Raw genomic sequence first — 19,271 nt, forward strand, 5'->3', positions numbered from 1 at the left:
TAAATCGACTACCTGATTAAGAAAGAATCGGGTTTTTTCTTATTTATTTTTAGTATTTTTACATGGGGAGATCCTGCCATAAGGTTCTTTAAACCGGACGCTCCCTCCTACCCCATGGTTTTTTAAAAAGGAGCATGTTTAGGAAGGTGATTTATGGATAGTAAATCGATCAAAGAAAAAAAATATTGTAATACATGTGAACGAGATAAAAATGTAACAGATTTCTATGTTTCAGGTAGTAAGTTTGACGCGGATGGCAGATTTGGCGTTTGTAAACCATGTCTGAAAAAGAATATAGATTATTCTGACATGCAAACTGTAAAAGATGCATTGTTACAAATGAATAGACCATTCATTGCGTCTATTTGGGAATCAGCAATCGAAGAAGCAACATTAAAAAAACAAGATACTTTTGGCTTATATATAAAAACAATTCAACTTAAGAAGTTCAAGGATTTAACATGGAATGACTCAGTACTAACTGAAGATACCCAAGAGCAGGGAACAAACAATCAGATAAATATTAACAGTGAATACGATATAAGCGAACTAAAAGACAAATATGGATATGGATATCCAGATGATGAATACATACTATTTGAAAATAAGTACCAGCAACTAAAGTCCAGCTTTCAACTCTTGACTACAATGCATGAGGAATACTTTAGAGAATTTTGTGTAAATAAAGTCAAAGAAACACTTGCAAAATCAAGTGGAGATTTAAAGGGTGCTAAAGAATGGGCTGCAATGGTAAAAGACGTAGCAGAAGCTGGAAAACTCAAACCATCACAAATGAGCAAAGCAGACTTGTCTGGGGGTCTCGACGGGTTTGGGCAATTAGCTAGGATAGTTGAAGAAAATCACGAAATAATGGGACTACTCCCTTCATTCATTGAGCAACCAAAAGATAAGGTAGATGTTACTTTATGGTGCTATATTAACTACGTCCGTGACATCAAAGGCTTGCCTTCTTGCGAATATAAAGAAATATACGAATTTTACGACAAGAGAAAAATGGATTACGAAAGTCAGATGAGTGATTTAAATAAGGAAGATTCAGATCATGGCTAATTATAGCAACTTCCAAAGCGACAACTTTAAACATACTAAGAAGAGTTCTAGGGTTGGCACCAATTCTGAATTTAACTCTCCTGTAAAGATCGACGACAAGAAAAGTAATTCATTTGATAAAAATCTAAGCAAATGGGTTGAGTTTGTCCAATGGAGTAAGTGGTTCCCTGACTTATTTTATGACTTAATCACGCCAGAAAAAGGCGGCATGAGGCTAGATTTAGATCAGAGAGTATTTTTAAGATCTATGAGTAGATTTGTAAGTACATATGGCGTATTTCCTCGTGGTTTTGGCAAGACGATGATTGAATTGATGAGCATTTATCACACTTGCATTTTCTTCCCGGACATAACTATAGCTATGAGCGCTCAAACCAGAGAAAACGCCTCTTCTATAAGCGAAGAAAAACACAATGAGATCATAAAATGGTTCCCTCTTATGAATAATGAGATAGTAAAATCTAGTTTTTCAAAAGATCAAGTTGAAGTCATATTCACTTCTGGAGCTATATATAGTGTTCTTGCTAATGCTCAGAACTCAAAAGGTCAACGTAGAAGAAGATTGAATGTAGAAGAATCTGCGTTGCTGAATAATACTCTCTTCAAAGATGCCTTAGAGCCCGTAGTAAACGTGCCGCGCAGAACCATAGGTAAACTATCTGCAATAAATCCCTATGAGTTGAACGGTATGATAAATTACCTCACTACAAGTGGATATCGAGGCAGCGACGAATTCATTCGATTAAGTAACATGATCGATGATATGGCTGATTTAAAGGGAAAAATGGTCTTAGGTGCAAGTTGGGAACTTCCTTGTCATTACGGTCGAGGAGAAACTAGAACTCAAATTTTAGCAAAAAAAGACGACCCCACTACAAGTGCTATTTCATTTGCTCAAAACTACGAATCTCGATGGTGTGGAGTTAGTGATGGTGCTCTTGTTAACATCAATAAATTAATGGAACTCAGAACAGTTAATAGAGCGTCTATTACTCCGAAAAAGAACAGGGAATACTATGTAGGAGCGGACATTGCGCGATCTCAATCAAACAATAATAATAAATCAGCGTTCGTTGTTGCGGAAGTTGAGAGAAATGCTAACGGAACCATTAAATCTGTCACTGTTGCAAATATCTTCATCCCTCCCAATGGAACAAATTTTAGCGATCAGGCAATGTTTTTGAAAAGACTCGACAAGCACTATTCTGGTAATGTGACAGTTGTAGATGCCAATGGTATTGGACAGGGTGTAGTCGAGGAACTTATGAAGGAAACCTACGATCCTCTGTTGAGCGATCCGTATGATAGTTGGGATACAATAAATACAGACGAAGTACCACAGGACGGAATATCTCTATTAAAGATATTCAGTCTGAAAGCTCAAGGCATACAGACAGATATCATAACAAACTTCATCGACTTTGTTGAGAGCGGAAGGTTAAAACTTCTTGTGCCTGAAAAAATGCTTGACCTAAACAGCAAGACCACAAAAGCAAAAGAGAAAGACACAGAGATAAATCAAGTTAAAGCTGCACACTATCAAACAGATCAACTAATCGATCAGGTTGCCAACTTGAAGTTAGTTCAAAAACAGGGTGGTAAACTTGGTGTGGATCAGGTGGTTAAGAAAACCGAGAAAGATATTTGGGCGGCGCTCGCCTATGTACTTTATTACTTGAAAACATACGAAGACGTAAAACGTGACGAAGAAGAGGTAAATTACCTTGACTATTTCTTCACATGATTTACCATACACATAAATGAAAGTGGGTGAAAAATGAAAAACACACCTAAGAAACCGGAAGCAAAAGAAGCGACAGAAGAACCCATCATTGATTTTAACGAAGAGTACGCAAAGAAATTCACACAAGTTTTGTTCAGTGCTATGAACAATCCGTCAATGATTAGTCCAATTTGGCAAAATCAAATTCTAAAAGATATGAATATGTCTCCTGCTAAATTTAACCGTGATAGTGTAAAAAGAATGTTGGCAGATCCGAAAAATCACGAACGAGAATTGAAGGATTTATCTCAATACTTGTTCAATTTCATCATGCAGTTCAAGAAACTTGTTATCTATATGTCTGAAATACTTACATACGACCACTATTTGGAACCAACAAATGCAGATGCCGAAGACATGAAAAGTAAAGCATTCAAAAAGTCTTATTCTAAGGCATTGCAGTGGATCGAAGATTTTGATCTAGTGTCTGAACTACATAAGGTAGCTGAAGGAATGATTCTCGAAGATGCAAAATACTATTATCTTCGTGAAAGTGAAAATGGTATACGACTTCAAGAATTACCAAGCAACTATTGTAAGATATGGTCAAGAAATGATATAGGATACCAGTATGCGTTCAACATGTCGTACTTTCTAAATCCGGGTGTAAGCTTAGATGATTTTCATCCCGACTTTCGAGAATACTACAATAATTTTATTGGTGAAAAAGAACATTCTAAGAAGAAATCTGGATATGAAACTGGTCAATATAGCTATTGGCAAAAACTAGATCCAGCTAAAGCATGGACGTTTAAGTTTGATGATACTCGCGCTGGCATCTCTCCTCCTCTCATGGGATTGTTTTTAGATAGTATTGAAATCGTCAATTACAAAGAATTGCTTAAAACAAAAACCTCTTTAGATGTATGGAAGCTATTGGTCAATAAGATTCCTATGCATAAAGATGGTGCAGGAAAAAGTGGAAAACAAAAAGATGACTTTGCAATCATGGCTGATACTGCTGGTCAATTTTCTGCGCTTATGCAAGCCGCTGTACCTCAAGGAGTTAAAGTTGTAACTACCCCTTTGGAAACTGAAGCGCTAGATTTCAAGCAAGCGGATAGCAAGGATAGTATTGTAGGTTTGGGTAATAGTGAGTTCTGGGAAACATCAGGTACATCCCCTGTATTATTTGGTGAAAAACAACTGAATGGTTCTGGTTTAGCGGCATCCATTAAAACCGATGAAATGTTTGTATATAGAATTTATAGACAGTTCGAAAGATTTATTAACTTCCAGTTGCGTCAAACAACGGGTAAATACAGGTTTAAATGTCATCTTGAGGGTACTCGATTTGATCAACAAGAGAGATTTGATCGTGCCATAAAAGCCGCACAATATGGAGCTCCGGTAACATACGTTGCTACAGCGATGGGGAAAACCCCACAAGAATTCTCCAATTTAATAAACCTTGAAGATTCAATTGACCTAAAAGACAGAATGCGTCCTCTCTCCTCTTCTCATGTCCAATCAGGTAATGAAGTCGGTGCTCCGCAAAAATCTAATCTTACTGATAGCGGAGAAAAAACACGAGACAACGACTCAAATTTGGACATTTAATAATGAAGGGAGGTGATAATTAATTGAGCAACAAAGTTTCTAGAAACATACCAATACTTTTTCAATCTGTAAATACATATGAATCGAAAGAATCAGATATTAGGTTCCAAAAGGTAAAAATTTGGCTTTGTCACACTGGTAAAAATCATAATGGCTCTTATTTCTCAAAAGAAGTAATTGAAAAAGCCATCCCCTCTCTCAGTAACACTCCAGTACTTGCATATGTAGAAAACAATCGTTCAACTGGACAAGTTGACTTTTCAGATCACCGTGAAATCCTAGTCAGAAAAGACGGCGACATAGCCACTAAATATCTTGGTAAAGCTATAGGTATTATTCCTGAGTCTAATAATGCTGCATTCGAGGATAGATTGTGTGACGATGGTGTAACAAGAACATTTTTAACGGTTGAGGCACTGTTGTGGACTAAATTTGATGATTCTGTTGACATTATGAATAGAGATATTGTTAAAGGCCAGTCTATGGAGCTATCAGATGAATTTGAGGGTGAATGGGGAGACGATAATTGCTTCCACTTCACTAAGTTTCAGTTCTATGGTGCATGTGGGCTTGGCGAAAACATTCAACCAGCCATGCAAAACTCAACAATAGAATTACAATTCACCTCTACTGACTTTTCAGAATTTTCAGATGAAGTTAACACCATGATGGAAAAATTTAAACAGAACTTTGCAACAAATGAAATAAAAGAAACTGAACAAAGGGAGAACGAAGAATTGAAAACTAAAAAAGAAATCGCAACCTCCTTTAATCTCACAGTTGGACAACTTAGCGAGGAATTGAGTCGTAAACTTTCAGAAGTTAAATACGAAACAATGAATTGGTGGGATGAAGAGATTGAGGTTGTAAGATATTACTTGCGTGACTTTGATGATCAAAATGTCTATGCGGTAGATCGAATGAATGACTATCAAGATGTGCGAATCCCATATTCAAAGAATGGTGACAATGCTTCCTTCAACTTTGAATCTGCAACTAAGATTAAATATGTACCAACCGATTGGGACAATGGCAGTGCTGATGAAGTTGAAGTGAGTTTTGCAAAAGTAGTAGTTGATGAACATAAAGAGTATGCGGTAAAAGCAATCAATGATCTCAAAGATGAAATTTCCACTAAACAAAACGATTACATTGAACTGAACGATAAGTTTAGCGTTGTTCAGGAGCAACTGACTCAAAAAGAAAGTGAAATTCAAGGACTGAATGCTACTATTGAGCAACTAAAAGAATATCAAAAATCAGTCGAAGACAAAGAGAAAAACGAGCAAGTTGAAGTCATCTTTTCGAAAATTGCACGAGCCTTCTCCAAAGAAGAGTTGACTGAATGGCGTGAGAAAGTCGCTTCTTACAATTCTGTTATTGAGTTTGAAAAAGATATCAAAGCATTTGCCTATGATAGAATTTCCGAAAGCAATAAAGATGTGAAAGTAGATTTTAGTCAAATGGGTACATTGCCTATCGAAAATGATGAAAAACCTGAAGCATCTACATCAAAAGATGTTTGGTCTCGTCTAAAACAATAATTATACATAATTAAAGGAGATTTTTAAATGCAAATTGTTAATCTAGGTACTATGGCAGGAACTAATGTTGATGCCTTTGTTAAAAATGTAAGAAATACCGAAGAAATGCCTAATGGTAGCTTTGTAGCCATCACTTCTCAAGTTTCTGGTCAGCCAGACCTGTATGTAGCGGCAACCCCCACTGATGTCACTAAACAAGAAGTTTTGCTGGTTCGGTCACCTGAATTGATCGAAGTGAACGGTCTGCGTGTAGACCTTACTGATGTAACTCTGTTTACTAACCCCGCCAATCGTCCAGCTACTGGTTTTCACTTGAAAGTCGGGGATGATTTCACTATTACAGATGATGGTATTACTGGAGTGACAGCAAAAGGTAAATATGTTGTACCTGTAAATGGAGCTATTAAACCCTCTGCCGCAGATGATCTGACTGGGAATACTCTGGTTGCTATGCAAGTTGTCGATAAAACAACAATCTCTGTAGGAAATCGTCGTATCCCTGCTACTAAACTGCTCGTTGTACGTTCTGTTTAATCTAACCAATATTATAATTCAAGGAGATAACAATTAAATGAAACCATACTTTTCTATGAGATACAACAAACTCGATGAGCAACAAAAAGATATCGTAGAGGCTGGCGTAGAACTCTTCCGTCATTTTCGCTATGAAAACTCCAAAAGTGAATCTGAAAAAAGTAAGCTTCGCCAATATGCTGGAACTCTGTCTTTGCAAGACAAGCAAAATTTGTTCTCTAAAAATTTAACATCTATTGCTGTCAAATATGCAAACCTCCCTTCCGAGCATCAATTCAATGAAACAGCACTTCAAAGTCACCCTACTGTAAAATGGACAATGTTCTCTCTCATTTCTGAGATGTTGGATATTATCGTACCTGAGACAGTCATGGATAACTTTAGTCAATTTGCCGATGTCAAATCTGTAGGTTGGGGAGATAATCTGGTATTTAATGTACCAAATAGTGATTTGTTCGTTGTGTCAACCGCCTCCAATGGTAAACGCAAAGGAACACGTCAACGTTTGCTTGGTAGTGATGTAATTCTTACACCCGTCAATCATATCATCACAGTAGGAGAAGACTGGTATCGAATTGTCTCTGGTAAAGTGAACTGGGGCGAATTCGTTACGCGAGTTGTGCGTTCAGTAGAGACTCAAATCACAGTTGATGTATATAATGCAATTATCGATAGCTATCCTACATTGGGTGCTGGCTACAAGGAAACTGGCGCATTTGCACAAGATAAATTTAACCGATTGACACAGCGCACTGTTGCTGCCAATGGTGGTGGTACTGCTGCCGCTTTCGGTTCAAAATTGGCATTGTCCAAAGTTGTACCTGCCGACCAATACTTTAAGTTTGGCCTTGGTGATAAATACAACACACACGGATACCTCACAAACTTCCAAGGCACTGATCTATTTGAGTTGGAACAGCGTTTGATTCCGAACACAGATGACTTCGCTATTGACGAAGAAACACTACTGATTCTCTCCTCTGCTGTTCAAAAGATTGTTAAAATCGGCTTCGAGGGTAACACTCAAATCATTGAATCTCAGGCAACTCAAAATGCCGACTTGTCCGTCGACTACACTATCCATCAACGGTGGGATGTAAAAATCGTAACCAGTGGTCGATATGCAATGTGGAATTCATTGGCATAATAATATTTAAATTAGAAGGGGTGCTTATATATAGTACCCCTATTTTATATTTACAAAGGGAGTGTTTTAATTTATGGCGGCACCGAGAAAGACAGCTAATGCTGAACCTGCAAAAGATGTTGCAGATGAAAGTTCTTTAGAAAAAGAAAAGATGTCAACTGAGATTGAAGAGCTAAGAGCTATGGTTAAGCAATTGCTTGAAGACAAAGTTGCGACCCAGTCAGTACCTGCAACTGTCGAAAAAGTAAAAGATGAGTATTACGACATTGAAGAAGAATTGAATATCAACTCAAATCAATTAGTTAAGATTGTAAGTCTGATTGAAGGTGGGTTGAACTTAAAAGGCAACTCTCCTCAACCACTCTACCTTCCAGAGTTTGGTGCTACGCGATCCGTAACATACGAAGAACTGCGAGCTATTTACTACAATCATCCTGAGCTAACTCGTAATGGAGCATTCTTCATCTTGAATAAGAATGTCGTGAAAGCTCTCTATCTTGATTCAGATTATGAAAATATTTTAAACAGAGACCGACTTGATAAGTTGGTTGATTTACCAACCGTTGAAATGATGTCTGTTTTAAAAGGGCTGACTAAAGTTCAAAAAGAGACTTTTATTCAACGATATATTCAAGGAATCAAATCTCAAGATAATCGATTTGGGGATTTCAATAAAATCAAAGCTATCGATGATTACATTGGGAACAGTTTGATTGAGTTGGCAAGCCAAGAGCAAAATTAAGATGGGCGTGTTTAAATGACTCCATTTGTAAATATCTATGAACGTTTCAGCACGAAAATTCAAGATTATATGTTGGATGAATTGTTTAGAGAATCAACTGATACTTATGAAGATTATATTTTCAGCTTTTTAAAATCATCTATAGCAAAATTCACGCACTGTAGAAAGAATCTATTTGAAAGAGATGAAAATAACAAGTGCTTCAACATCACTCTTTCTGAATTAGAAGAAGAGATTCTTGCCGAAATGATGAAGGTTGAATGGATGGATAAAGAAGTTAATAATGTTTTAGAAATGAGATTAGCTTTAAATAATTCCGACTTCAAAAGATACGCAGAATCAAATAACTTAAAAGCGAAAATGGACTTAAGAGATAACATCCAAGAGCGTGTTAACAACCTCATTGTTCGATACTCTTACTCTTCATATGAATGGAAGTAGGTGTAATTATTGCTTACAAAAGTTTAAATGCTCGTATTAAGGGTATCCCTTCTTCTGTCCCGCAATATAAGAGACAACAGAATGTTAATATAATCAATAATGATTTTTTCTATTCGCTCTCATACGAAGAAGTTAAACTTAATGATTCAACAGAGACTTCTCCTGTGCACATAATAACCAATGGCAAAGTTCCAACAATAAAATCTATAGCTATGTATCCGGGGTTAACAATCCACGCTGGAGATAAAGTCACTCAAGACAATGGTGATCAATGGATATGTCTCCATGTTGAAGATAATTCACTCTATCAAAAAGGCAAGATTGAAAAATGTAATTTTGATCTTAAATGGATTAATCAAGATGGATTTATTCAAACCTTCCCATCTATTCTTTACTTTAACGCCCGTTCGAATTTCGGAACTGAAGAAGATAAGGTAATGAATTTACCTGCGGGACGAAGACAAATTGTAGTGAGTAACAATGTCGAAACACAATCAATTCAGCGTGACACACGTTTTATTATTGGTAGTGAAGCATTCAAAGTGATTGATACAGATTATATGTCTGATGATGGATTGGTAAATTTGAGTTTACAGTCAGATCAAATTGATCCAGTCAAAGACAATCTTGAATTGGGTATTGCTGACTACCACAAGTTAGGTAAATATGAATTGCATATCCTCAATGACAATCCACTATCTCTAAGCATCAATCAATCCGCAAGAATCAATGTCCGAGTAATAAGAAACGGATCAGAAATAAGTGATCCGCAACTTGAATACTCCAGTTCGAATACTGATTTGATTAGTGTGGATGAGCAAGGAATAATTACTATCCATGAATCAGGCGAAACAATTATTACTGTTTCAGTTTATGGCATTGAAAAACAACTGAATATTTATGTAGCCCCCACCATCCATTATGACTATGACGCTACAATAGACGGAGCAAATGATATTTACTTAAACCGCGAGTCTACTTATGTGGCTAACTTCTATAACAATGGAATGAAAATTTCTGATGAAAGTTCATTTTCATTAACTTCTGTAGATGGAAATTCTACTCTCCTCGCTTCAATATCCTCGCAAGATCCTATAGCAAATACATGTATAGTCAAAGCAAACAGTAACCGTAGTTTAGGTACTGTTATTTTGCATGTCAAAAATGCAAATGGCCTGTCATCAGGACAGAAAGAAATAAAAATTAAATCACTAATATAAGGAGTGTGTTCATGGGTCAAGCTATTGTAAGACTTGGAGAACTTAAAGTTGATAGGTTTGTTGAAGGTTTAGTAAACAACTATCTCGTATTTTCTCCTCTTCCCCTATCTAAACAACATTCATCTGGTCTCGATGGCGACATTGTTATGAGTGCGACACCGACTCTTGAAATCATTGATGCAGATCTGGATGTGGCAATCAATCCTCAATATGAATATGTGTACTCAGTTGGTACTGACAATAAACTCAAAGTTGCCTTTGACAAATCTAAACATACTAATAAAGGAAGCGCAATTGATGCTTTGAAATGTGTTAGTGTGATTTATGAACAAGGTGAATTGATTGTTTCAGGAAACGAATACATACTAACCGTACATAACAGTCGTGGAGAAGAAATTCACAGGACTGTACCACAATCGCCAGCACAGCTATTAACAGTTATGTCTACGTTTGACGACACCCGTCAAGTCGATGAAGTTGGGCCTCTCGATTATAAGATACGCCGAAATTATACTGTAAAGTAGGTGTGCTATGTCTAGATTCGAGAGTATAGCAAGAGATAAAACGACCGTTATTGACAAGATACTTTCTTCTAATGAAATCATGAAAGCTCTGAAATATAATGAATTGAATTTCCTTGAGCAACCAGACTTTGATAATGCCTCTTTACTTTACAGTTCACTGTTCCCCCATCGCTTCATCCCCGGAACCTCTGATCAGAAAAAGACATATATAACTATCTCCTTTGGTAAATATAGACCTACTAAATCCTCATTTAAAAGTGGACTAATCACTTTTAGCGTTTTTACCCATCAGGATCTATTTAGAACAGCTTATGGCTGTCTTCGTACTGATTATATAATCACAAAGCTAGATGAGATATTTAATGAAGCTGAAGGTTTAGGTGTCGGTAAGGCAGAGTTTTATGATATGGATGCTTTAAGCATGAATCCTGGTTATCATGGTTCATACATAAGTTACAAAGTGTGTGATTTCAATTGATAGAACTAGATCGGTTAGCTTTGTTCTTGGGCCACCCCTATGCTTTGGATTCTGGCTTGAGAATTTTCTCTCCTACTGTTAACGATATCTCTTCGGTTGGGTATCAGGACTACATGATAAAGCTTACGCTATGTTCTTTTGATAAAAATATGATACTGTCTGACTTGTTTGGTGTTTCAAATGATGCAATTAACGAAATTTCTGAACTAGATGATTTTGAGATACTAACCAGTGAGGAAGCAATTAGAAATCACATTGCAAGTTCGCTCAGTTTCTTTGTCCATGGTGAAGTTGAATTTGATCCCATTTATCAAGCATTCATGTTAGAAGATAGGGTTTTAATTTCTAGAAATAACTATTTAGAAATTGCAGACGTAATTAAGCAATTGAATTGCAGTAAGGCTGAATCTGAGAAACTCAACACAACAAGCAGTAAGGCCAAAGAGATGTTGAAGAAAATGATGATGTTCGAACAAAAACAAAAGAAACAGGATGATGGACTTGATTTTAAAGACATCCTCTCTGTTCTTTGTGCTGCCAATGGAAATGGAATAGATATTTTCAACGTTAAAAATCTGACTATTTATCAAGTGTATGAACAGTTCGAACGATTAACTACCAAAGATAGCTTTGATCGTATTTTGCCTGTGTGGGCAAATGGGCACTTAGGAAAAGATGATAAACTACCTGAATGGATCAAAAAAACAAAATTATAATTTAATACGGAGGTTTTTTAATGGCACTACATCTTGATCGTTACGGCTCACGTAACAATCTTAACTTACAAATCTTCAACTATGTTTCTAGTACACCCAATGTGCTTGATCCAATTATGACATTTGATTATGCCACCACCACTAGCAATGAGTGGACTGGTGAAACTGTATATAGTCGCGGTGGAGATGGAAACCCTAAACGTCACTCTTGGTCTGGAGATAAAGACTCTACATTGACCGTCGAAACACAAGTTTTTACATTCCAGCACTTGGCGATGCTTGCAGGAGAACCCATCAAACACGGTGCTCAGAATATCAATAAATCTGAGGTACTAACTGTCGAAGATGACGGAAGTGGTGGAAAACAAGTTACTCTTTCCAAAGCTCCGATTGGTAACGCAAGTACAGTTAGTGTATTCTCCTATATCGGTGGTATTAAAACGGATATTCAAGAGATTGATTCTGTGACAGGCAGTGTGGTGAAACTTGCAAGCACTTCAACATCTAATATTGGTGAAGATGTTGAAGTTTACTACCAGTTTACTGCTGCAAACGCTGCTAAACTTTCTTATACGACTAAAGGTTTCCCAGGCTATGTTAAGCTCATTGGTGATACTGTGTATGCCGAAGAAATTGGTGGCGATATTACCTCTTCTCAACAAATTTATTACAAAGCAAAATTACAACCAAACTTCACTGTCACATATTCTCCTACAGGAGATCCAGCATCCTTAACTCTGGTGTTTGATTTGTTCCCTGTTCGGATCAATGGTATTGAAGTTATGAAAGATGAGATTATCTATAAAGATTAAAATACATAGGGCTGAGTCTAATTGGCTTAGCCCTATTTTTTTCTAGGAGTAAATATGAAGACAATTACGATTGCTGCACCAGTAAGAAATAGAGAGTGGATACTTCCACAATATTTACTTAGTATTTTTGAGATCAATTATCCTAAATCATTAATCGATCTGCATTTTGTTGTTAATGATAGTTTAGACAGAACATTTGAGTTGCTGACAGAATTTAAAAAAGACAACAAAGGTTTGTACAATAATATAAGAATCGATGTAATCAACAATAATTTACCCGAAGATGAGCGAGAGTTTTCGGTAAGAAACAAATACATATATAGAAGTTTGAGCAACTTAAAGAATTACATTATGAGCAAAGTTCGAACCGATAAATTGATTTTTATCGATACAGATATCCTTGTAAAACCTGATGTCATTACTAAGTTACTCAAGCATGGGAAAAAGATTATATCGGGATTGATTTACAATGGATATTTGACCAATAAAGAAAAGCCATACCTTTATCCAAATATCATGCAGTTGGATGATAAGAGTCAATATCGGCATATAACAAATTATCATGTTAAGACCGCCCCTGCCCTACTCTGTTCTAAGTTGCAACGAGTAGATCTTACTGGAGCAGTCATTTTATTAGATAAATCGGTTTATAAGTCTATAAAATACGGATTTCATCCACAAGGCGAAGACGCATATTTCTGTAAGATGGCTCAAGACAATGGCTTTGAGCTTTTTTGTGATTTATTTGCTTATAGTCAGCACATTATGTCTGAACAACAATTAAGGGAGTTTATTAATGAAGCAAAAAACGATACTCTACTTTCCCGTCCTTAACTGGGAATTTTTAAAACAACGTCCACAACAGATACTTTCGCAGTTCGCACGTAACGGATGGACAGTTTACTTTTGCAATAACACTCAATCCGAGAAGCCTATTGAAGAGGTTGAACCTAACATTTATGTAATCCATAATTTTGATTCATTTATGAAAGATATCAAACACGGTAAATATAAAATCGATGTGGCCTATGCTACATGGGCAAAGTCAGCCGAACACTTTAGTAAGGTGAATGCTAAAATCAACATTTACGATAGTATCGATGAGTTTCCAGATTGGGAAATATATGAAGAGTTTGCCGTAAACAGTGCAGACATAATGCTTACTTCAAGTCAGAGGCTGTATGACATTCGAAGCAAAATGCACGACAATGTTCATCTAGTGCGCAATGCTGCTCCATCTGAATATATCAATAAACCATCCAATAAACCTAAAGAATATGAAAATATCGATGGCCCTATTGTTGCATTTGTTGGCGCTCTAGGTTCGTGGACGAGTACATATTTGATTAAGAAAGTAGCAGAAAAATACCCCACTGTATTTGTGGGTTTAGAGTTCGGTAAGCAGTGCCCCTCAAATGTCATCAATCTAGGATGCAAAAATCATGATGAGTTATATGACTATTACGCTCATGCAGATGTATGTCTTATCCCCTTTAATACAAAAACAAACATTACCCAATCAGCCTCTCCAGTAAAAATGTATGAACACTTGGCTGCTGGAACAATTACTGTGGCTACGAAGTGGCATGAAACAGACCTGTATCCATCAGCAGTGCTTACAGCAGACAACGATGAAGAGTTTCTGAAAAAAGTTGATGAAGCGATTGCTAAATCTAAAGAAAAAGGATTTAAAGATGAAGCTAAGCGAATTGCTTCCGATAATACTTGGGAAGTTCGATATCAGCAAATTGAAAAGGCTATTGAGGAATATACACTGAAAAGTGGTGATGTGATTGGGTCTTAAAGTTTTATTTACGAACAATTCATCTCTGATCAAATACGGTATTGCTTCAGGCTTTAAAAATCTTGGACATGAAGTACATATTATGGATGGCAAATATCAATTATGGGACAAGGATAAGGAAACTCAGGTTGAACTTTTTAAGAAATACATAGAGAACAATCATGTAGATATCGTATTTTCTGAGTGTTTTGCTAACTTTGCTGAAGGCATATTTGAACACACAAAAGAAAAGGGAATATTCCACGCATTCTTTTCCATTGAAGATACTCCTTTTGATCATTGGATTGGCGACTACTGGTCAGATTATGCTGATTATATTTTTACAACAACTGCTGAGTGTCTTCCTAACTATTGGAATAAAGGCAAACAAGCGGAGCTGATGTTGTTTGGATGTAATCCTGAATTTCACAAACGAATCGATTCAGGTATACAAAGAGATATTGTGCTTATTGCAAATAACTATGAGCGTAGATTTGAACAAACGAGAAAATTCATCATGCCAGTTGTAGAGCATGGTTACGATGTAAGTATCTTCGGTAATGAGTGGTGGATGGATTCGAACCGTGTAGTAAATTTGCAGAGTCATCCTTCCACCTACAAAGGATATGGTGCATACGAAGATCTTCCTTACTTATACTCCTCTAGCAAGATAATTCTCGGACAAAATTTAGATGATAAGTCTATAACTCAAACATCTATGAGACCTACGGAGAGTCTTGGCATAGGAGGAGGTATTCTTATTTCCCCTTTCACTCCTGCCCAGCAATATTTATTCCATGATCATGTTTATTTACCTAGGAATACTGATGAGATGTTATTGATGGTTAATGAAGTATTGAGTATGACAGATATACAACGTGAACAGAAGGCTAAAAAAGCACAAGAATTCGTGTACAGGTATCATAATTACAACTTAAGAGCTGAGCAAGTTATCAATGCTTATCATGGGCACAAAACATAAAGGGAGATATGAATAAATGGCAAAATCAAATAAGCTTACACTAGCTAAGTTGAATACTGTTGACAATGAGAACAACAAGCGAAAAACAGTATACGTAACCCCAAAAAAATATGAAGTAAATATACACACATTTTTCCGTGAGTCGTTGATGGACGATGTTGTCACAGAGTATATTGCACTAGTTGAGGAGCTCAGGTCTAAGACAGAGATTGATGATGTCCTAATCAGAGGTACGCTGAGTCTGTTTAATGTTCTCATGATGAAGAAATTTACCGACCTTCCATTTCCCAAAAAAATGGACTTGGGTGCATTGATCGGTATTTCTCGAAAATTTATGGACAATGGAATCACCAATGAGGTGATCAATGAGTTCCCTAAATCTGAACTTGATAAACTCGAAGAACGATTCAAAGTAGCTCAACAAAATGCAGCTAAAGTAATTGCTGAGATGGCTGTCTACTCAGTTGCTCAAGCTCAGGAAATTGCAGATGCAGGTTAAGACACAACAGGATTTAATTAAGTTTCTACAAAAGTTGAATCAACCTATTGGAAAAGCATTGGTTAATGATGTAGCTAACACTGTTAAGCAAATTCAAAAAGAAAAAGTAAAAGAAGAAGTCTATGATGTGTATGAACCAACTATGTATTCTCGAACAGGTCTATTGGGTAGCGAAGAAAGCATGAAGTCTGAGTTGATTAATGAAACAACTCTAGTAGTTGAGAATGTTCGTTCAGATGGCGATAGAAATGTTGCTGAAGTTGTTGAATCAGGCCAGAATTACCAATACGGATTTGAGTATGCAGGTGTGCCACGTCCATTCACTGAGGCAACACGAGAAGAGTTGAGAAATACTGGTGCTCACAAAGCGGCTATGTATAGAGGCTTGAAGCGCCAGAATATCAAATTGAAATAAATTGGAGGTGATTAATATTTGAATAGTAAATATTGTGGATATAAGAGATCTCATCTTATTGGTGAATTAAAAAGGTTTTATAGAGAATATAGCCGAATCCCAAACCCTACCGATTTCGATAAATTAGATGGGTATCCCAATCGTAAAACATTCACAAATCACTTTGAGTCATTTTGGGAAGCGTTACGTATGGCAGGTTTTGATGTACCAGATCCAATTAAGCACAGTAAAGAAAGTCTAATACCTGAAATACATAGATTCTACAAAGAAAATGGTAGAGTGCCTCTTTCTAGGGATATGAAAAAATCAAATGGATACATTGATGCTTCTAATTTCAGAAAGTTGTTTGGATCTTGGGGAAAAGCCATTGAAGTTGCTGGATTCAAAGCAAAAGTAACTCATTATTCAGATGAAGATTTAAAAACACATTTTATGAGATTCTATGAGATCAATGGTCGTCCACCTAAACTAAAAGAGTTTAATACTAATCCAGACTATCCTTCTTTTTGGTGTTATCAGAATAGGTTTGGATCATGGAATAAAACCCTTCTTCATTACGGTTTTGAAGTCAATGAAGGAACTGCTGGGTCCCATCATGAGTTTAGTAATGGTGAAGTGTGTAAGAGTCATTTCGAGTTCGATGTTTCGACCTATCTACGTAAACACGGAATCTCTTATCTTAGAAATGTATTATATCATGAGTGGATTGAAGTATATGAAGGTAAAAAAGATTGTGACTATGTAATTTTGCATAACGGTGAATTTGTTTGGTTAGAGATTGCTGGATTGTATCCTTACAGAGATCACGTTAGCAGCATGGAAAGAGATTACAAGAAAAGGTTCGACCATAAACTTGATACTCTACTCAAAGAATTTAACTACAAAGTTTTATATCCACAAGATTTCAAAGGGAAAACATTAGACGAGATGTTTTCTTTTTTATTTGAAATTAAACGCCCCACTTGGCTCACTTACGAAGAAGTTTATAGTGGAAATCCAGATCAATATGAAATTAGGGTGTGTTAGGATTTGGCAACAAAGATAATTAAAATTAGATATTTCACAAACGAACGTAAAGCTCTAATTTCTCCAGAAAACAAGAAGCTTTATGAGAAATACTTACATAGTAGTATTATTAAGAACCGTGATGTCAAAGAAACTACATATAGGGCATATGAGAACTACTTCAATCAATTTCTCGTTTTCTTATCTGAGGAATGGGACAATATCAATTTGTATAGTGAAGAGTTCTTCGAAAACGCTGTAGAAATAATGGAATCATTTATTGCCTTCTGTCAAGAAACGTTGAAGAATAATAAGAAAGTAATTAACACTAAACTATCTGCTGTTAGTTCGTTTTATCTGTGGAGCATTAAACGTAAATATGTAGATAGACATCCTTTTGATAAACAATTAGAACGTATGAAGGGTGCAAACGAGGAAAAGATTATCAACTCCTACTTCTTGAATGATGAAGAAATGGAGTTAATTCGTGTTGGATTGAAAGAAGATACGAAGAAATATGATATTCAGGATCAGATTATTTGGGAAGTTATGCTTGAATCAGCCAACCGTATTGGTGCAATTTCAAAACTAACCCTCTCCTCTCTCGATTTAGAGAATATGATGTTTACCGATATTCGTGAAAAACGCGGATATAAAGTTGAGGTTGTATTCTCAGAAGAAGGTAAAGAATTGATCTCCACTTGGCTTGAGATGCGTAAAGAAATGGACGACTTAAAAGTGGACTCATTGTTCATCACTCGTTACAGAAATGAATATAAAGCAATGGATAAAGGTACAATTCAAAATCGCATCCGTAAGATTGGTGAGATTGTTGGACTGGACGACTTCCATGCCCACTGCATACGTAAAACACAATTGAATTCCATCTATGAGAAGACGGGCGATATGTCGCTTGCAGCAGAGCTCGCCAATCATAAATCTATTGAAACTACAAGGCAATCATACATTAGACCTCAATCTAAAGCTGAAGTCAGAGATAAGATTAACAAACTCAAGAACAAGAAAAGGAAAGAGGATGATAAACAAGTTGAAAGCTAAAATCAATGGAATTGAAGTTGAAGGTACACCAGAGGAAGTTTTGGAATTCAACTTAAAAATGGAGAAACATATTAATCAGTTGGTCATTGACATGAAGAAATATTCTCCCTTCCCATCGCCTAGTATTGTCCCCTCGCCTCATCTGCTCCCCCAAATCACTTCCACCATAGGCCATTCAAAATGTGTATCTGTCCCAATTCAAAAATCGAATGTGATTATGGATGTCGATTACGGAAGAGAAAAAACAAATGTCACTATTAAAGACATAGAAAATAAGACCATTCAGACCACCTCACTCACTGAGACAGACAACCAGAGTAGCAAATCTATATCTGAGTTTATTATTTATCATGTGGCACGTAAAAATATAGACTTTGTCCATATTGACACCAGTGGTGCAGGTATAGGAATATACGATCATTTGATGCAGTCACAAATTAGAGATAAGGTTATCCCATTTGCATATAAACGGTTTTAGTAAAATTACCATTTCATTTTGATTTTAAGGGAGCAAAAAATGAAAATTTATAATTATCAACTTGAGACTTTAGCATCATACCTCCACTCGCTTAATTTGGAGCGCAAAGCATCTCGACTTAGAACTAGATTCAAGAAAATTATCATGGACAAGTATCAATCGGTTATGAATGAAGTAAATGAGATCAATAAAGAATATCTGGTCTATGACGAAAATAGTCAACCAGTTATGATTGATGATAAGTATACACTTAAAGACGATGTTAAACGTCTGAATGATATAAACGAACTTTATAATGAACATTTTGTCATTGATCAGGATGAGAATAACCGTGAAATGCTGGAATCTGTGAAAGATAGTGTAATCAACCATTCGCCTGAAACATTCGAGGGCAAGGATGCTGATATTTATGATCTGATGTGTGAATTAGTTGAACAAATTGAATATGAGTAAACATTAGAAGCGATCATTTGAATCG

22 protein-coding genes are annotated in these 19,271 nt (G+C 36.3%); all 22 read left to right on the top strand.

The genetic code is table 11. The features are described 5' to 3' along the window. The first annotated feature begins 153 nt into the window (after positions 1-153). The 22 genes from MKY95_RS19550 to MKY95_RS19655 all read left to right on the top strand — a co-directional run bounded on the left by MKY95_RS19550 (position 154) and on the right by MKY95_RS19655 (position 19,246). Positions 154-1,071: a hypothetical protein gene (locus MKY95_RS19550; protein WP_339194023.1), complete on the top strand. Its 918-nt coding sequence runs from the start codon at positions 154-156 to the stop codon at positions 1,069-1,071. Continuing rightward, a complete protein-coding gene (locus MKY95_RS19555) occupies positions 1,064-2,815 on the top strand; it encodes a hypothetical protein (RefSeq protein WP_339194024.1) in 1,752 nt (583 codons plus the stop codon). Before MKY95_RS19550 ends, MKY95_RS19555 begins: the two co-directional genes overlap by 8 nt. A 33-nt stretch (positions 2,816-2,848) precedes the next feature. After that, positions 2,849-4,414, top strand: a complete 1,566-nt coding sequence (locus tag MKY95_RS19560; RefSeq protein ID WP_339194026.1) for a hypothetical protein — start codon at positions 2,849-2,851, stop codon at positions 4,412-4,414. Positions 4,415-4,437: 23 nt separating this feature from the next. Beyond that, positions 4,438-5,958, top strand: coding sequence for a hypothetical protein (locus tag MKY95_RS19565; RefSeq protein WP_339194028.1), 1,521 nt, complete (start codon positions 4,438-4,440; stop codon positions 5,956-5,958). 27 nt (positions 5,959-5,985) lie between these two features. After that, the gene (locus tag MKY95_RS19570) at positions 5,986-6,492 is read left to right on the top strand and encodes a hypothetical protein (protein ID WP_339194030.1); all 507 of its coding nucleotides are present in this window, start codon (positions 5,986-5,988) and stop codon (positions 6,490-6,492) included. Positions 6,493-6,529: 37 nt separating this feature from the next. After that, complete coding sequence (locus MKY95_RS19575) at positions 6,530-7,639, top strand: hypothetical protein (protein WP_339194032.1); 1,110 nt, start codon at positions 6,530-6,532, stop codon at positions 7,637-7,639. A gap of 73 nt (positions 7,640-7,712) precedes the next feature. Beyond that, positions 7,713-8,381 carry a hypothetical protein gene (locus tag MKY95_RS19580; protein WP_339194034.1) on the top strand — a complete coding sequence of 223 codons (669 nt, stop codon included), beginning with the start codon at positions 7,713-7,715 and terminating at the stop codon, positions 8,379-8,381. Positions 8,382-8,396: 15 nt separating this feature from the next. Next, entirely contained in the window at positions 8,397-8,822 is a 426-nt protein-coding gene (locus MKY95_RS19585; protein ID WP_339194035.1) for a hypothetical protein, read from the top strand. Beyond that, positions 8,813-10,042, top strand: a complete 1,230-nt coding sequence (locus tag MKY95_RS19590) for a hypothetical protein (protein WP_339194037.1) — start codon at positions 8,813-8,815, stop codon at positions 10,040-10,042. The genes MKY95_RS19585 and MKY95_RS19590 overlap by 10 nt, the downstream gene beginning before the upstream one ends. Positions 10,043-10,053: 11 nt before the next feature. Continuing rightward, positions 10,054-10,566, top strand: coding sequence for a hypothetical protein (locus MKY95_RS19595; RefSeq protein ID WP_339194039.1), 513 nt, complete (start codon positions 10,054-10,056; stop codon positions 10,564-10,566). A 7-nt stretch (positions 10,567-10,573) separates the two neighbouring features. Beyond that, a complete protein-coding gene (locus tag MKY95_RS19600; protein WP_339194040.1) occupies positions 10,574-11,044 on the top strand; it encodes a hypothetical protein in 471 nt (156 codons plus the stop codon). Then, a complete protein-coding gene (locus MKY95_RS19605; RefSeq protein ID WP_339194042.1) occupies positions 11,041-11,760 on the top strand; it encodes a hypothetical protein in 720 nt (239 codons plus the stop codon). The genes MKY95_RS19600 and MKY95_RS19605 overlap by 4 nt, the downstream gene beginning before the upstream one ends. 20 nt (positions 11,761-11,780) lie before the next feature. After that, a complete protein-coding gene (locus MKY95_RS19610) occupies positions 11,781-12,572 on the top strand; it encodes a hypothetical protein (protein WP_339194043.1) in 792 nt (263 codons plus the stop codon). Positions 12,573-12,626: 54 nt separating this feature from the next. Beyond that, positions 12,627-13,406, top strand: coding sequence for a hypothetical protein (locus tag MKY95_RS19615; protein ID WP_339194045.1), 780 nt, complete (start codon positions 12,627-12,629; stop codon positions 13,404-13,406). Then, positions 13,369-14,376 (top strand): hypothetical protein, encoded by a 1,008-nt coding sequence (locus MKY95_RS19620; RefSeq protein WP_339194046.1) that lies wholly within the window; start codon positions 13,369-13,371, stop codon positions 14,374-14,376. Before MKY95_RS19615 ends, MKY95_RS19620 begins: the two co-directional genes overlap by 38 nt. After that, positions 14,366-15,337: a glycosyltransferase gene (locus MKY95_RS19625; protein ID WP_339194048.1), complete on the top strand. Its 972-nt coding sequence runs from the start codon at positions 14,366-14,368 to the stop codon at positions 15,335-15,337. The genes MKY95_RS19620 and MKY95_RS19625 overlap by 11 nt, the downstream gene beginning before the upstream one ends. 16 nt (positions 15,338-15,353) lie before the next feature. Beyond that, the gene (locus MKY95_RS19630) at positions 15,354-15,836 is read left to right on the top strand and encodes a hypothetical protein (protein WP_091014520.1); all 483 of its coding nucleotides are present in this window, start codon (positions 15,354-15,356) and stop codon (positions 15,834-15,836) included. Further along, positions 15,826-16,251 carry a hypothetical protein gene (locus MKY95_RS19635; RefSeq protein ID WP_339194050.1) on the top strand — a complete coding sequence of 142 codons (426 nt, stop codon included), beginning with the start codon at positions 15,826-15,828 and terminating at the stop codon, positions 16,249-16,251. Before MKY95_RS19630 ends, MKY95_RS19635 begins: the two co-directional genes overlap by 11 nt. An 18-nt stretch (positions 16,252-16,269) precedes the next feature. Beyond that, the gene (locus MKY95_RS19640; RefSeq protein ID WP_339194052.1) at positions 16,270-17,277 is read left to right on the top strand and encodes a hypothetical protein; all 1,008 of its coding nucleotides are present in this window, start codon (positions 16,270-16,272) and stop codon (positions 17,275-17,277) included. 3 nt (positions 17,278-17,280) lie between these two features. Further along, positions 17,281-18,315: a site-specific integrase gene (locus MKY95_RS19645; protein ID WP_339194053.1), complete on the top strand. Its 1,035-nt coding sequence runs from the start codon at positions 17,281-17,283 to the stop codon at positions 18,313-18,315. After that, entirely contained in the window at positions 18,305-18,793 is a 489-nt protein-coding gene (locus tag MKY95_RS19650; RefSeq protein ID WP_339194055.1) for a hypothetical protein, read from the top strand. The genes MKY95_RS19645 and MKY95_RS19650 overlap by 11 nt, the downstream gene beginning before the upstream one ends. A gap of 144 nt (positions 18,794-18,937) precedes the next feature. Further along, positions 18,938-19,246, top strand: coding sequence for a hypothetical protein (locus MKY95_RS19655; RefSeq protein ID WP_339194056.1), 309 nt, complete (start codon positions 18,938-18,940; stop codon positions 19,244-19,246). Positions 19,247-19,271: the final 25 nt, after the last annotated feature.

It is taken from the genome of Paenibacillus sp. FSL P4-0176 (genome assembly GCF_037975265.1).
Classification (GTDB): Bacteria; Bacillota; Bacilli; order Paenibacillales; family Paenibacillaceae; genus Paenibacillus; species Paenibacillus amylolyticus.

Bases quoted from the DNA above. Each gene is read 5' to 3' on its own strand.
- MKY95_RS19550 (WP_339194023.1), top strand. From the start codon at position 154: ATGGATAGTAAATCGATCAAAGAAAAAAAATATTGTAATACATGTGAA.
- MKY95_RS19555 (WP_339194024.1), top strand. From the start codon at position 1,064: ATGGCTAATTATAGCAACTTCCAAAGCGACAACTTTAAACATACTAAG.
- MKY95_RS19560 (WP_339194026.1), top strand. From the start codon at position 2,849: ATGAAAAACACACCTAAGAAACCGGAAGCAAAAGAAGCGACAGAAGAA.
- MKY95_RS19570 (WP_339194030.1), top strand. From the start codon at position 5,986: ATGCAAATTGTTAATCTAGGTACTATGGCAGGAACTAATGTTGATGCC.
- MKY95_RS19575 (WP_339194032.1), top strand. From the start codon at position 6,530: ATGAAACCATACTTTTCTATGAGATACAACAAACTCGATGAGCAACAA.
- MKY95_RS19580 (WP_339194034.1), top strand. From the start codon at position 7,713: ATGGCGGCACCGAGAAAGACAGCTAATGCTGAACCTGCAAAAGATGTT.
- MKY95_RS19585 (WP_339194035.1), top strand. From the start codon at position 8,397: ATGACTCCATTTGTAAATATCTATGAACGTTTCAGCACGAAAATTCAA.
- MKY95_RS19590 (WP_339194037.1), top strand. From the start codon at position 8,813: ATGGAAGTAGGTGTAATTATTGCTTACAAAAGTTTAAATGCTCGTATT.
- MKY95_RS19595 (WP_339194039.1), top strand. From the start codon at position 10,054: ATGGGTCAAGCTATTGTAAGACTTGGAGAACTTAAAGTTGATAGGTTT.
- MKY95_RS19600 (WP_339194040.1), top strand. From the start codon at position 10,574: ATGTCTAGATTCGAGAGTATAGCAAGAGATAAAACGACCGTTATTGAC.
- MKY95_RS19610 (WP_339194043.1), top strand. From the start codon at position 11,781: ATGGCACTACATCTTGATCGTTACGGCTCACGTAACAATCTTAACTTA.
- MKY95_RS19615 (WP_339194045.1), top strand. From the start codon at position 12,627: ATGAAGACAATTACGATTGCTGCACCAGTAAGAAATAGAGAGTGGATA.
- MKY95_RS19620 (WP_339194046.1), top strand. From the start codon at position 13,369: ATGAAGCAAAAAACGATACTCTACTTTCCCGTCCTTAACTGGGAATTT.
- MKY95_RS19630 (WP_091014520.1), top strand. From the start codon at position 15,354: ATGGCAAAATCAAATAAGCTTACACTAGCTAAGTTGAATACTGTTGAC.
- MKY95_RS19635 (WP_339194050.1), top strand. From the start codon at position 15,826: ATGCAGGTTAAGACACAACAGGATTTAATTAAGTTTCTACAAAAGTTG.
- MKY95_RS19655 (WP_339194056.1), top strand. From the start codon at position 18,938: ATGGACAAGTATCAATCGGTTATGAATGAAGTAAATGAGATCAATAAA.